Genomic DNA, 12,717 nt, shown 5'->3' on the forward strand with positions numbered 1-12,717 from the left:
GGGGGGGGGGGGCCCCGCGACGATCATTACCAACGGAAGCGAGTAGAGACCAATGACAACACAAATCAATCGACGCAATTTCCTGTCCGCCAGCGCCGCGCTGGCCGGTGGTGCCATGGCCGGCAGCGCCTTGCTGCCTGGCGAGGCCAACGCCGCAGCTGCCGCCGGCCGCGACAAGGTCCGCCTGGGCGTGATCGGCACGGGCATGCGCGGCCAGGTGCTGCTGGCCGAACTGGTGCGCCGCGACGACGTCGAAGTAGTCGCCCTGTGCGATATCGAGCCGATCATGCTGAAACACGCGCTGGGCCAGGTGGCCAAAGCCGGCAAGCCGCGTCCGCGCACGTATGGCGAAGACCGCGACCAGAAAGCTTACAAGCGCATGCTGGACGCGGGCGGCCTCGATGGCGTGATCATCGCCACGCCATGGGAATTCCACGCACCGATGGCGATTGCCGCCATGCAGGCGAAAATCGCCGTCGGCTGCGAAGTGGTGGCCGGCATCACCCTGCAAGACCACTGGGATGTCCTGAATACCCAGCTGAAAACGGGTACGCCCTACATGTTGCTGGAAAACGTGTGCTACCGCCGCGACGTCATGGCTGCGCTGCAGATGGTGCGCGCAGGCCTGTTCGGCGAACTGCTGCACCTGCAGGGCGGCTACCAGCACGATTTGCGCGCCGTCAAATTCAACAGCGGCAATCCGGCCAAACCGTATGGCGGCGGCGTGGAATTCGGCGAAAAGGGCTGGTCGGAAGCCCATTGGCGCACGCAGCACTCGGTCGAGCGCAATGGCGAACTGTATCCGAGCCACGGCATCGGCCCATGCGCCATGTACACCAACATCAACCGCGGCAACCGCTTCACGCGCATCAACGCCTTCGCCACCAAGGCGCGCGGCTTGCACGACTATATCGTCAAGCAGCCGGGCGGCGCGCAGCATGCGAACGCCAAGGTCAAGTTCAAGCTGGGCGACGTCGTCACCACCACCCTGGCGTGCGAAAACGGCGAGACCATCATCCTGCAGCACGATACGAGCCTGCCGCGCCCGTATTCGCTGGGCTTCCGCGTGCAAGGCACGGACGGCTTGTGGATGGACCTGAACAACTCGATCCACATCGAAGGCGTCAGCAAGCCGCACCAGTGGGAAGACTTCAAGGTTTATCAGGACAAGTATGATCACCCGGTTTGGCGAAAATACGCGGCGCAAGCCGAAGGCGCGGGCCACGGCGGCATGGACTTCTTCGTCATCCACGCCTTTGTCGAAGCATTGAAGGCCAACGCGCCGATGCCGATCGATATCTACGATGCCGTGACGTGGAGCGCCATCACGCCCCTGTCCGAGCAATCTATCGCCGCCAACTTCCAGACCCTGGACTTCCCGGACTTCACGGGCGGCCAGTGGAAATCGCGCAAGCCGATCTTCGCCCTCGACGGCAAGTACTAAGCCTTAACGACCCGCTACCGCGCCTGCCGCCGTAGCGGGTTTTTTCCATCCCGGGAGACGTTGATGAAACACAGAAGTGCATTACTCCATTCAGTCCTGCCCGCCATGCCTTTGCTGGCCGCCTGCCTGGTCATGCCCGTGGCGTCCGCGGCGCCCGCCACCGTGGAACTGGCGGGCAACGCCTTCATCACCAGCGGCGACACAGGCGCCGTCATCAACGAACATGGCCTGGCCGGCTGGAGCAATCCCGCTGCCGTCGCCAGCACCTACTTCCGCGTGGCCGAAGCGGGCCCCGTCCAGGTGGCGCTCGATGCCAGCTTGGCCGACGGCGGCAACAGCACCATCCGCGTGAAGATCAACGGCACGCCGTTCGACGTCAGGCTGGCCGGCAAGGACCGCAAGACTTACGCTGTCGGCACGGTGCACGTGCGGGCGGACGGCTATGTGAAAGTGGACTTGCAGGGCCTGTCGCGGGTCAAAGCCACGTTCGGCGAGGTCGCCGCACTGAAGGTGACGGCCAGCGCGGCGCTCAATTACGCGAATGATCGCGCCAATTACTACTGGTCGCGGCGCGGACCGTCCGTGCACATGGGTTACACGGTGCCGGCCAATACCGAGTACTTTTATAACGAAATGACGATACCCAAGGGCCAGGACGCCATCGGCTCCTATTTCATGGCCAACGGCTTTGGCCAGGGCTACATGGGCATCCAGGTGAAGTCGCCCAGCGAGCGCTGGGTCCTGTTCTCCGTGTGGGACGCCGACAATGGCGCGAAAACCACCCTGGTCAGCAAGGGCGCCGGCGTGGTCGACAACGCGTTTGGCGGCGAGGGCACGGGCGGGCAAACCTACCTTTCATATAATTGGACGGCCGGCACGACGTACCGTTTCATCACGCGCGCGCGGCCCGACGGCAATGGCGGCAGCGATTATTCGGCCTGGTTCTTCGCGCCGGAAACGGGCCAGTGGAGCTACATCGCCACCTGGAAGCGGCCGGCGATTTCCACCTATTTGACGCGCGTGCATTCCTTCCTCGAGAACTTCATCGATACACTGGGCTACACGGAGCGCCGCGTCCAGTTCGGCAACCAGTGGGCGAGGAACGTTGCCGGCACCTGGTCCGAAGTGACGGCGGGGAGGTTCACCGGCGACGCCACGGCCACCAATGCGCAGCGCATGGATTACGCGGGCGGCCTGGAAAACGGCAGGTTCTACCTGCATAACGGCGGCTTTTTTGCCGATGTCGTGAAAACCGGCCAGAGCTTCACGCGTCCGGCCACGGGCCAGGCGCCCGCCGTCGACGTGAGCGCCTTGCCGATGCAATAGGCGTTGATCCTTACCCCGGCCGCTTGCCCACCATCGCTTCGATGCCGCGATAGTAAGTGAGCGGGCGGCCTATCGTCACTCCCATCAATGCCGCCGCCTGAATGATGTCGTCTGTATCGCGCCGGTACACGACCAGCGCATCCATCTGGTCGGTGCCGTTGCCGTCGATCTGGATCAAGTCATAGCCGCCTTCGTCCACGGCGCGCTGCGCCAGTTCCGCGTCCAGCCACTCGAAATAGGGCAGCGCGCTACCGTCGCCTCCCTCGAGCATTGCGTACGGGAAGTCGGGGAATTCGTCGAACATGTCCTGTATCTGTTCGTGCAGCTCATCGAGCTTGTCGCCCGACGCCATATAACCAGCCAGGTGCCAAAGGATCGCCACCGCGTAGGCATGCGCATCGCTGTCGATCCATTCGTCGCGCGGAGCGGAGGGCGCAGCGGTGATGGCGGTGACGGCTTCGTCGAGTTCCTCTCCTTCCAGTTCACCGCAGGTCAGCTTGGTCAGCAGTTCAGATAACAGCATGTTTGCCTTTCAATAGTGTGGATGCATGGCCAGGGAGGCCTGCTTGTTGAGGTGTTGCCAATACTATCATTGCCGCGTATCTGGGCGCGCTCTGCAGAACTTGCAATGTGGGCTACGCCACCGGAGACGATCAGCAAGGAAATGTTGGAAAGAAGCGCGTCAAACAAGCCTTTGCAGGGCGCTTGCGCCGCAGCCCCGCATGGATATAGAATGCGAATCATTATTATTTGCGAACCAGGGAGGTTGCGACGTGTCGGCTGCCCAACCCGGCGTCCACCAGGAGGTGGGTAGCCTGTATCACGAACACCACCGCTGGCTGCAAGGCTGGCTGCGGCACAAGCTGGGCAATGCGTTTGACGCGGCCGACGTGGCGCACGACACCTTCATGCGCCTGCTCAATCGCGAAGAAAGCATCGCCGCCCGCGAGCCGCGCGCCTTTTTGACGACGGTGGCCAAGGGCGTGCTGGGCAATCTGTACCGCCGCCGCGACCTGGAGGCGGCGTATCTGGACACCCTGGCCAGCCTGCCGGCGCAAAGTGCGCCCGATCCCGAGGCGCAGGCGATCTTGCTCGAAGCCCTGTTCGACATCGACCGCCGCCTCGATGGCCTGGCACCGGCCGTGCGCCGCGCCTTTCTGCTGTCGCAGCTCGATGGCATGCCGCAGGCGGCCATCGCGCTGGAACTGAACATCTCGCTGGCCACCGTGCAGCGCCACTTGGTCAAAGCCATGCACCAGTGCTTCTTTTCCCCGTCGGCGCCGTGATGGGCGGCTTGACGCCGGAAGCGGCCAGCTTGCAGGCGGTCGAATGGCTGGTGCGCCTGCAGGCTGGCGACGTAGCGCCGGAAGTGGAGCAGGCCTGGCGCGCCTGGCGCGGCAGCGACCCGGAGAACGAGCAAGCCTGGCAGCATGTGGAGGGCTGCATGGCGCGCATGCGTGCCTTGCCCGGGCCGCTGGCGCACGGCACTCTGGCGCGCAAGCCGCTGCACGCGCAGGCGAATGCGGCGCGCCGGCAGTCGCTCAAGCTGCTGGCGCTGCTGGCCGTGGGCGGAGGCGCCTGGCTGGCGGGCGGCGACGAGCAGGCGCGCTTCTGGCTAGCAGATTACCGCACCGGCACGGGCGAATTGCGCCGCCTTGTGCTGGCAGACGGCACGCGCATCACCCTTGGCACGGCTACCTCCATCGACGTGCGCTATGACGCGGGTCAGCGCCTGGTGACGTTATTCAAAGGCGAGATCATGATCCGCACGGCGCACGACGTGGCGGGCCGGCCGTTTTTCGTGCAAACGGCGCAAGGCCGCTTGCAACCGGTGGGTACGCGCTTTGCCGTGCGCGCCGGCGGCGAGTCCACGCGGCTGGGCGTGTTCGAAGGCGCCGTCGACATTCTGCCGGAACGGGCGCCAGAGGCGGCGCGCCGGTTGCAGGCGGACGAACGCGCGACGTTCACGGCCGGCCGCGTCGGGCCCGTCGAGTCCCTGCCTGCCGGCGCGGACGCCTGGACGGCTGGCATGCTGGTGGCGCACGACATGCCGCTGGCCGATTTTATCGGCGAGCTGGCCCGTTATCGTCAAGGACGCCTGGCCTGCGATCCTGCCGTCGCCCATCTGCGCGTGTCGGGCATCTACCCGCTGGCCGACACGACGCAAGTACTCGACATGCTGGCGCGCACCTTGCCCGTCGACGTGCGCCAGACCACGCGTTTTTGGGTGAGCGTGGTGCCGCATCGGCAGTATCCATAATTATTTTCTGAAAAGTGAGGGGTTTTCGATTTTCGCGTGACATAGCAAGTGAACCCTTCATTCACTTTCAGGAAAACAGTCCGCATGCCCAGCACAACACCTATTTACGCTTCTTCCATTTCCAGCACATGCCGCCGCAGCGTGGCGGCGCTGGCCGTCAGCCAGGCCCTGTGGCTGCTCGCCGCTGGCGGCGCCTCGGCCGCCGTCCCCGTTGCCCAGGCAGCCAATGCGGCGCGCATCGAGTTGGCGATACCCGCCGGCACCCTGGAACAGGTGCTGGTGCGCTTCGGCCAGGAGACGGGCACCATGATTTCCTACCAGGCCGCCGCCGTGGCGGGCAAGCGCAGCGCCGGGCTGACGGGCAGCTACAGCGTGCCTGCAGCGCTGGGCGCCATCGTCGCCGGCTCGGGCTTGCGCGCAGTGCCGCAGGCAAATGGCGGTTATGTGCTCGACGTGGCGGCGGCCGATGGCGGCCAGACCATGCCCGAGATGAAGGTCAGCGCCAGCGCCGATTCGAACGGCGCGACGGAAGGCAGCGGCTCCTATACGACGCGGAGCATGCGCTCGGCCACGCGCCTGGGCTTGTCGGTGCGCGAAACGCCGCAAGCCGTCGGCGTGGTCACGCGCCAGCAGATGGATGACCAGAATCTGCAAACGGTGGAAGACGTGCTGCAAAACGCGGCCGGCGTGGCCATCAACCGCTATGACAGCGACCGTACCTCGTTCTTCGCGCGTGGCTTTTCCATCGCCAGCTACCAGTACGACGGCATTCCCACCACGGTCGACAATGCGTTCAGCGTGGGCGACAGCACCCTGGACATGACGGCTTACGACCGGGTCGAGATCGTGCGCGGCGCCACGGGCCTGCTGACGGGCGCGGGCGAGCCGTCGGCCACCATCAACCTGGTGCGCAAGCGCGCGTCATCGAGGCAGCTGGCCGGGAATGCGGCCCTGAGCCTGGGTTCCTGGAACAATGCGCGCGCCAGCGCCGACCTGTCCACGCCCCTGAGTGCGGACGGCAAGGTGCGCGGACGAGTCGTCGCCAGCTACCAGGACAGCGAATCGTATGTGAATCTGTATCACGCCAAGAAAGCCATGGCGTATGCCACCGTGGAAGCGGACCTGGCGCCGGGCAGCGTGCTGATCGCCGGCTATGAATACCAGGACAACCGCCCGCGCGGCGGCATGTATGGCGGCTTGCCGCTGTGGTATGCGGATGGCGAACGCGCCACGCTTTCCCGTTCCGCCACCACGGCGACCACCTGGAGCCGCTGGTTCAGCACCAGCCAGACGGCGTTCCTGCGCCTGGAGCAGGAACTGGGCAAGGGCTGGAACCTGACGGCCATGCTGAATCACGGCTGGGGCAGTTACTCGGCGGCCGAGCTTTTCGCCAATACCTGGCCGGACAAGGCCACGGGGCAAGGCGTGACGGGCTACGCCGGTTTTTACGCGGGCACGCGGCGCCAGGACAGCGTCGACGCCTATGTGCAGGGCCCCGTGCAGCTGCTGGGCCGCACGCACGACCTGGCGTTTGGCGTCTCGGGCAGCAACCAGTTCTCCAGCTATCCGGGGATTGCCGGCAGCAGCGTCGATTACGGCAATTTCTACCAGTGGCAGGGCGTGGCGCCGGAACCGGACTGGAATGATCCGAGTTTCTCGCGCTGGCAGCTGCTCGACACGGTGCAGCAGCGCGGCATCTATGGCACGGCGCGCTTTTCGCTGGCGGATCCCTTGAAGCTGATCGTCGGCGCGCGTTACAGCCGCTACAAGGCGGACCACGTCGATGACTGGGGCGGCAGCTACGCCTATGCCAAGCACGCCGTCACGCCGTACGCGGGCCTGGTGTGGGATATCGATGCACAGCATGCGCTGTACACCAGCTACAGCAAGATCTTCAAGCCGCAGGGCTACCAGGACCGGTTCGGCTGCTACCTCGATCCAGTGCAGGGCAAGAATGTGGAGGCGGGCGTGAAGGGCGAGTATTTCGGCGGCAGGCTCAATGCGGCGCTGGCCGTGTTCCGCATCGCGCAGGATGGCCTGGCGCAGGAAGACACGGGCCGTTTCGTCGGCAATTCGCTGACGCAGGCGTACTACGCGGCCTCGGGCACCACCAGCAAGGGTGTGGAACTGGACGTGTCGGGCGAGCTGGCCAAGGGCTGGAACGTCTCGGCCAGCGTGTCGCATGCAGCGGCTGAGGACAACACGGGCGCGCGTCTGAACAGCTATGTGCCGCAGACCCTGGCGCGCGTGTTTTCCACCTACCAGCTACGTGGCGACTGGCGCGCGTTATCGGTGGGCGGCGGCGTGAACTGGCAGAGCGGTGCCTACCGCGATGCCACTGGGCCGAAAGGTACGGAGCGCGTGGAGCAGGGCGGTTACGCCGTGGCCAGCCTGATGGCGAAATACGCGCTGTCGCGCCAGCTGTCGCTGCAGGCGAACATCAACAACGTGTTCGACAAACATTACTACAGCCAGCTCGGCATGTACAACCAGGCTTACTGGGGCGCGCCGCGCAACGCCAGCGTCACCCTGCGTTACCTCTTCTGATGTATCAGAATGGCCAGGCCTGTTTGGTGACGGCCACGGCGACGATGTAGGCGAAGACCAGCACGGCTGCCGCGAAAGCGGCGCCGCGCACGGCCGGCGTCTTGCCCCGCTTCAGGGCGATGGTGCCCAGCACGATGTAGGCCACCAGCGCGCACAGCTTGGCGGCCAGCCAGGGCTGACTGCCCGGGGATTGGCCGCTCCACATGGCCAGGGTGATGGCGCTGGCCAGCAGGGCCGTGTCGACCAGGTGCGGCAGGATTTTTACCCAGCGCTGCTGCAAGGCGGGCGAGGCGCGCAGCATCCAGGCGCCGCGCAAGAGGAACAGCGCGCCGCTGGCGGCGGCGCAACCCATGTGGAAGTGCTTGAGGCTCAGATAATCCATGCGTGAGGTGGTGGGCGTTGATTGATGGTGGCGCCAGCATAGCCGCCTTTGGCGTCCTGCGCCATACGCCGTCGGGATGAGATGCAGCTAACGCAGGAATTTCACGTACACGAGTTCAGGGTCGCCCTCGTCGAGATGGTCGATCTGGCCGCTGCGCACGAAGCCAGCGCTGGCGAACAGCCGTTGCGCGGCGCCGTTGGATTGGTTCGTCGAGGTGAACAGTTTGGCCGTCGTGCACGCGTCTGCGGCCGCCGCCAGCAGGCGCAAGCCTACGCCGCGCCGCTGCTGTCCGGGAGCGACCATCACCAGCGAGACAAAACCGTGACCGAAGAAGTCGCCCTGCGTGAGGACATAGCCGGCCACCTGGCCAGCCCGGATGGCCACCTGGCAGTGCCCCTTGCCGACGGCATCGCGTACTGCCTCGCCACGCTCCGGGCGCGTCTGCGCATAAGCGTCGCAGCCCAGCATGGCTGCCACGTCGCCATGCCCGGCCACGCGCGTGACGATTTCATCTGCTTGCGTTCTGTTTTCCATGCCGCTCCCTGTTGTGCCGGTGCCGAGTGTGCCAAAAATGCGCCGTTTTGTAAAACACCCGCCATCCAGGCTAGGTCCATCCCCCGCCATCTAGTCACTTTTGCCGATGCGGCTATCCAGATTGCCTTTCCAGAATCACCCTGTGGCCGATAGTGCCTTTCGCCTCTGCCACGTAAGCTGGTCGGGACGGCTGGCCAGACGGCCAGTGCATTCATGGAGAAACATCGTGGCTACCCTAGATGGCACTAAGAACAACAGTAGTAACAAGGCAGTCGAACCCGGCATGCGGCGCAAGCAGTTTTCCGTGTTAGTCAGCAGTACCTTCGCATTTACCATCTGCTTTGCAGTCTGGATGATGTTTGCCGTACTGGGCATCCCCATCAAGACCAGCCTGGGCTTGACTGAAACACAATTCGGCCTGCTGGCCGCCATGCCCGTGCTGACGGGTTCCCTCGTGCGCGTGCCCTTGGGCATCTGGACGGACAAATACGGCGGACGCCGCGTCTTCTTCCTGCTGATGCTGGCCAGCGTGGTGCCGATCTACCTGATCTCCTACGCTACCGCCTATTGGCATTTCCTTGTGCTGGGCATGTTCGTCGGCCTGGCGGGCGGTTCCTTTTCCGTCGGCACGCCGTACGTGGCGCGCTGGTATGAAAAGGAGCGCCGCGGCCTGGCGATGGGCATTTTCGGCGCCGGCAACTCCGGTTCCGCGCTGACCAAGTTCGTCGCGCCCGGCATCGTCGCCGCCTTCGGCTGGCAAATGCTGCCCAAGGTGTATGCGGTGGCCATGCTGGCCACGGCCATCATCTTCTGGCTGTTTTCGTTCACGGATAAATCGCACCTGGCGCCATCGGGCGAAAGTTTTTCGGCTCAGATGAAGGTGCTGAAGGACCCGCGCGTGTGGCGCTACTGCCAGTACTATTCGGTGGTGTTCGGCGGCTACGTGGCGCTGGCCTTGTGGATGACGAAGTACTACGTGGCCGAATATGGCTTTGACTTGAAGCACGCGGCACTGCTGGCCGCCTGCTTCTCGCTGCCGGGCGGCGTGCTGCGCGCCGTGGGCGGCTGGATCTCGGACAAATACGGTGCGGCGAAAGTCACCTGGGCCGTGATGTGGGTGTGCTGGGTGTGCTTCTTCCTGCTGTCGTATCCGCAAACGCAGATGGTGGTGGAAACCGTCACGGGCCCGCTGGCCTTCCATATCGGCCTGTCGCCGCTGTGGTTCACCGTGCTGCTGTTCATCGTCGGCATCGCCATGGCCGTGGGCAAGGCGTCCGTCTTCAAGTTCATCGGCGATGATTTTTCCGACAACATCGGCGCCGTCTCGGGCGTGGTGGGTCTGGCCGGCGGCCTGGGCGGCTTCATCCTGCCCGTGATGTTCGGCGCCCTGGTGGACTTCACGGGCGTGCGTTCGAGCTCCTTCATGCTCCTGTACGGCACCGTCTGCGTTTCCCTCGTCTGGATGCATTTCTCGTTCAAGCCGCAGCGTGCGGCACCAACTACTCAACCTGCAGGAGTTAAAGCATGAGCCGCTATATGATCAATACCTGGGAGCCGGAAACACCGAGCTTCTGGCAAAGCACGGGCAAGGCCACGGCCGCGCGCAATCTGTGGATCTCGATTCCCGCGCTGCTGCTGGCGTTCGCCGTGTGGATGGTGTGGAGCGTGGTGGTGGTCAACCTGCCCAACATCGGTTTCACCTACAGTAACAACCAGCTGTTCTGGCTGACGGCCTTGCCGGGCCTGTCCGGCGCCACCTTGCGCATCTTTTACTCGTTCATGGTGCCGATCTTCGGCGGCCGGCGCTGGACGGCCATTTCCACGGGGTCCCTGCTGATTCCCGCCATCGGCATCGGCCTGGCCGTGCAGGACGTGAACACGGGCTATCCGACCATGCTGATCCTGGCGCTGCTGTGCGGCTTCGGCGGCGGCAATTTCGCCTCGTCGATGGCCAACATCAGCTTTTTCTATCCAAAGGCGAGCAAGGGTTTCGCACTGGGCATGAATGCGGGCCTGGGCAACCTGGGCGTGTCGGTGGTGCAGTTCGTCGTGCCGCTGGTGATCACGTTCGCCGTCTTCGGCGCCTGGGGCGGCGATTCGCTCACCTGGGTCAAGAATGGCGTGAGCAAGGAGATGTGGCTGCAAAACGCGGGCTTCATCTGGGTGCCATTCATCGCGCTGTCCACTTTGCTGGCCTGGTTCGGCATGAATGACCTGGCCTCGGCCAAGGCTTCGTTTTCCGAGCAGGCCGTGATCTTCAAGCGCAAGCACAACTGGCTCATGTGCTGGCTGTACACGGGCACCTTCGGCTCCTTCATCGGCTATTCGGCCGCGTTCCCACTGCTGATCAAGATCCAGTTCCCCGACGTCAATCCGCTCGATTACGCCTTCCTCGGTCCCCTCGTCGGTGCCCTGGCACGTGTCGCCGGCGGCGTGATTTCCGATAAACTGGGCGGCGCACGCGTCACCCTGTGGTCGTTCCTCTTGATGATAGGCGCCGTGCTGGGCGTGCTGTACTTCATGCCGCAGGCCGGCGTGGGTGGTAGTTTTAGTGGCTTCTTCTGGATGTTCATGCTGCTGTTCGCCGGCACGGGCATCGGCAATGCGTCGACCTTCCGCATGATCCCCGTGATCTTTTTGACGGAGCACCAGCGCGCGGCCGCCGGCAAGGGCAAGGCGGCGCAGGAACAAGCGATCGTCGACGCCAACAAGGAAGGCGCGGCGGTGCTGGGCTTCACCTCGGCCGTGGCCGCTTATGGCGCCTTCTTCATCCCGAAAAGCTATGGCACCTCGATTGCGCTGACGGGCAGCCCCGACGCGGCCCTGTGGTGCTTCATCGGCTTTTATGTCAGCTGCATCGCCATCACCTGGTGGTGCTACGCCCGTAAAAATGCGCCGATGCCTTGTTAATTGAGCAAAACGCCTGGCAAGTCGCACTTGTCAGGCGTTGTTTAAAGTATCAGAGGTAGTCATGGAAGAACTGGAAAAATTCGTCAACGGCTTCAGCCTGTTTCAGCAGCAGTATTTCAGCGAGCCGCAAACCTTGTACGACAGCTTGCGCGACGGGCAGCGACCCTCGACCTTGCTGATCGGCTGCTGCGATTCGCGCGTCGACCCCATGCTGCTGACGGGCAGCGATCCGGGCGACATGTTCGTCGTGCGCAATATCGCCAACCTGGTGCCGCCGTGCACGCCGGACGCGCCGCCCGGCGTCAGCTCGGCCATCGAGTTCGCCGTCTGCAAGCTGGAAGTGGCCAGGGTCATCGTGCTGGGCCATGCGCGCTGCGGCGGCATTCGCGCGTTGCTGGAACCGCAGCCGCGCGCGGAAGGCCAGGAAACGGACTTCGTGGGACAGTGGATGCGCATCGCCGAACCGGTGGCGCAGCGCGTGCGGCGCGACCTCGCGCACCGTTCGTCGGCAGAACAGCACCACGCGTGCGAACTGGCCAGCATCCTGCAGTCGCTGGACAACCTGCTTACCTACCCGTGGCTCAAGCGCAGGGTGGAGCAGGGCGTATTGAAATTGCATGGATGGTATTTTGATATCGACAGCGGGGCGCTGATGGCGTATTCGGCGCGCCAGCAGCAGTTTTTGCCGCTGGTCTGTCCCATCGAAAGGGCGCGCCACCTACACGAGCGCCCTTGGCCGGATTCAGCTAAAACGTAGCAAATCCCCGCTGCGGTCGAACGCCAGCAGGCTGTCGATGCGGCCTTGCTCGATGGCCGTCACCATGGCGCGCAGGGGCGCTTCGCATTCCTGCGCGGCTGGCGGCTGGCCCTCGCGACCCGCCAGTCCCGCCACGAAGACCACGTCCCAGTGCGTCTGCATCTGTTTCGACTCCTCCTTCAATGTCTCGAAGCTGCTCAGTTCCTCGGGCAGCTTGTCGGCGCACATCACGGGCGTGAGGGACTTGCCCTGTCCGCCAGGCTGGGCCTGCGCCTGGGTAAAAGTGAACAGCAGGCGTTGCGGCTGCTCCTGGTTGCGGGCGCTGCGCAGCAGGCTGGCGTAATCGGTAATGTGCATGGTTTTCCTCCTGATTGAACGATGGCGACAGGTATACCTCAGCGCCGCCTTGCCGCCCATAGGCAATAGTGACTATCCGGGTGACTACGCGCCTATGCATTCCTGGTGCCGGAAACCGACTTCTTGCCAATACCGCCGGGCAGGGCGCATCGATAGACTGTTTGTATCGACGCTTGAGCCATCCTGCTTGCAGCGTTTTT

12 protein-coding genes are annotated in these 12,717 nt (G+C 64.2%); 8 read left to right on the top strand and 4 right to left on the bottom strand.

The window, feature by feature from the left end; genetic code table 11:
* Nucleotides 1–52 precede the first annotated feature (52 nt).
* Both AC07X6_RS02380 and AC07X6_RS02385 read left to right on the top strand, forming a co-directional pair.
* A complete protein-coding gene (locus AC07X6_RS02380) occupies nt 53–1,444 on the top strand; it encodes a Gfo/Idh/MocA family protein (protein WP_494789972.1) in 1,392 nt (463 codons plus the stop codon).
* A 63-nt stretch (nt 1,445–1,507) separates the two neighbouring features.
* Nucleotides 1,508–2,770 carry a DUF3472 domain-containing protein gene (locus tag AC07X6_RS02385; protein ID WP_494789973.1) on the top strand — a complete coding sequence of 421 codons (1,263 nt, stop codon included), beginning with the start codon at nt 1,508–1,510 and terminating at the stop codon, nt 2,768–2,770.
* 10 nt (nt 2,771–2,780) lie between these two features.
* Here the strand turns inward: AC07X6_RS02385 and AC07X6_RS02390 are convergent, their stop codons facing one another.
* Nucleotides 2,781–3,293 carry a hypothetical protein gene (locus AC07X6_RS02390; protein ID WP_230538242.1) on the bottom strand — a complete coding sequence of 171 codons (513 nt, stop codon included), beginning with the start codon at nt 3,291–3,293 and terminating at the stop codon, nt 2,781–2,783.
* A gap of 250 nt (nt 3,294–3,543) precedes the next feature.
* Between AC07X6_RS02390 and AC07X6_RS02395 the strand changes: the two genes are divergently transcribed.
* The 3 genes from AC07X6_RS02395 (at nt 3,544) to AC07X6_RS02405 (ending at nt 7,577) form a co-directional block, all read left to right on the top strand.
* Nucleotides 3,544–4,056 carry a sigma-70 family RNA polymerase sigma factor gene (locus tag AC07X6_RS02395; protein ID WP_494789974.1) on the top strand — a complete coding sequence of 171 codons (513 nt, stop codon included), beginning with the start codon at nt 3,544–3,546 and terminating at the stop codon, nt 4,054–4,056.
* Nucleotides 4,029–5,030 carry a FecR domain-containing protein gene (locus tag AC07X6_RS02400; protein WP_494789975.1) on the top strand — a complete coding sequence of 334 codons (1,002 nt, stop codon included), beginning with the start codon at nt 4,029–4,031 and terminating at the stop codon, nt 5,028–5,030. The genes AC07X6_RS02395 and AC07X6_RS02400 overlap by 28 nt, the downstream gene beginning before the upstream one ends.
* An 84-nt stretch (nt 5,031–5,114) precedes the next feature.
* Complete coding sequence (locus AC07X6_RS02405; RefSeq protein WP_494789976.1) at nt 5,115–7,577, top strand: TonB-dependent siderophore receptor; 2,463 nt, start codon at nt 5,115–5,117, stop codon at nt 7,575–7,577.
* Nucleotides 7,578–7,581: 4 nt separating this feature from the next.
* Here AC07X6_RS02405 and AC07X6_RS02410 read toward each other — a convergent pair whose 3' ends face one another.
* Complete coding sequence (locus AC07X6_RS02410; protein ID WP_494789977.1) at nt 7,582–7,959, bottom strand: SirB2 family protein; 378 nt, start codon at nt 7,957–7,959, stop codon at nt 7,582–7,584.
* 87 nt (nt 7,960–8,046) lie between these two features.
* Nucleotides 8,047–8,493 carry a GNAT family N-acetyltransferase gene (locus AC07X6_RS02415; RefSeq protein WP_494789978.1) on the bottom strand — a complete coding sequence of 149 codons (447 nt, stop codon included), beginning with the start codon at nt 8,491–8,493 and terminating at the stop codon, nt 8,047–8,049.
* A gap of 283 nt (nt 8,494–8,776) precedes the next feature.
* Between AC07X6_RS02415 and AC07X6_RS02420 the strand changes: the two genes are divergently transcribed.
* The 3 genes from AC07X6_RS02420 to AC07X6_RS02430 all read left to right on the top strand — a co-directional run bounded on the left by AC07X6_RS02420 (nt 8,777) and on the right by AC07X6_RS02430 (nt 12,160).
* Entirely contained in the window at nt 8,777–10,021 is a 1,245-nt protein-coding gene (locus AC07X6_RS02420) for an MFS transporter (protein WP_494790081.1), read from the top strand.
* Nucleotides 10,018–11,403, top strand: coding sequence for a NarK family nitrate/nitrite MFS transporter (locus tag AC07X6_RS02425; RefSeq protein WP_230506046.1), 1,386 nt, complete (start codon nt 10,018–10,020; stop codon nt 11,401–11,403). The genes AC07X6_RS02420 and AC07X6_RS02425 overlap by 4 nt, the downstream gene beginning before the upstream one ends.
* A 61-nt stretch (nt 11,404–11,464) precedes the next feature.
* Nucleotides 11,465–12,160 carry a carbonic anhydrase gene (locus AC07X6_RS02430; RefSeq protein ID WP_230538235.1) on the top strand — a complete coding sequence of 232 codons (696 nt, stop codon included), beginning with the start codon at nt 11,465–11,467 and terminating at the stop codon, nt 12,158–12,160.
* On the opposite strand, the gene AC07X6_RS02435 is transcribed toward AC07X6_RS02430, so the two are convergent.
* Nucleotides 12,146–12,517: a ribonucleotide reductase subunit alpha gene (locus tag AC07X6_RS02435; RefSeq protein ID WP_494789979.1), complete on the bottom strand. Its 372-nt coding sequence runs from the start codon at nt 12,515–12,517 to the stop codon at nt 12,146–12,148. The genes AC07X6_RS02430 and AC07X6_RS02435 overlap by 15 nt on opposite strands.
* Nucleotides 12,518–12,717: the final 200 nt, after the last annotated feature.

The sequence above is a fragment of the Janthinobacterium sp. GW460-12-1-14-LB5 genome (genome assembly GCF_059423585.1).

Excerpts from the sequence above, each read along its gene's own strand:
- AC07X6_RS02380 (WP_494789972.1), top strand. The coding sequence starts at position 53 with ATGACAACACAAATCAATCGACGCAATTTCCTGTCCGCCAGCGCCGCG.
- AC07X6_RS02385 (WP_494789973.1), top strand. The coding sequence starts at position 1,508 with ATGAAACACAGAAGTGCATTACTCCATTCAGTCCTGCCCGCCATGCCT.
- AC07X6_RS02390 (WP_230538242.1), bottom strand. The coding sequence starts at position 3,293 with ATGCTGTTATCTGAACTGCTGACCAAGCTGACCTGCGGTGAACTGGAA.
- AC07X6_RS02405 (WP_494789976.1), top strand. The coding sequence starts at position 5,115 with ATGCCCAGCACAACACCTATTTACGCTTCTTCCATTTCCAGCACATGC.
- AC07X6_RS02410 (WP_494789977.1), bottom strand. The coding sequence starts at position 7,959 with ATGGATTATCTGAGCCTCAAGCACTTCCACATGGGTTGCGCCGCCGCC.
- AC07X6_RS02415 (WP_494789978.1), bottom strand. The coding sequence starts at position 8,493 with ATGGAAAACAGAACGCAAGCAGATGAAATCGTCACGCGCGTGGCCGGG.
- AC07X6_RS02420 (WP_494790081.1), top strand. The coding sequence starts at position 8,777 with ATGCGGCGCAAGCAGTTTTCCGTGTTAGTCAGCAGTACCTTCGCATTT.
- AC07X6_RS02425 (WP_230506046.1), top strand. The coding sequence starts at position 10,018 with ATGAGCCGCTATATGATCAATACCTGGGAGCCGGAAACACCGAGCTTC.
- AC07X6_RS02430 (WP_230538235.1), top strand. The coding sequence starts at position 11,465 with ATGGAAGAACTGGAAAAATTCGTCAACGGCTTCAGCCTGTTTCAGCAG.
- AC07X6_RS02435 (WP_494789979.1), bottom strand. The coding sequence starts at position 12,517 with ATGCACATTACCGATTACGCCAGCCTGCTGCGCAGCGCCCGCAACCAG.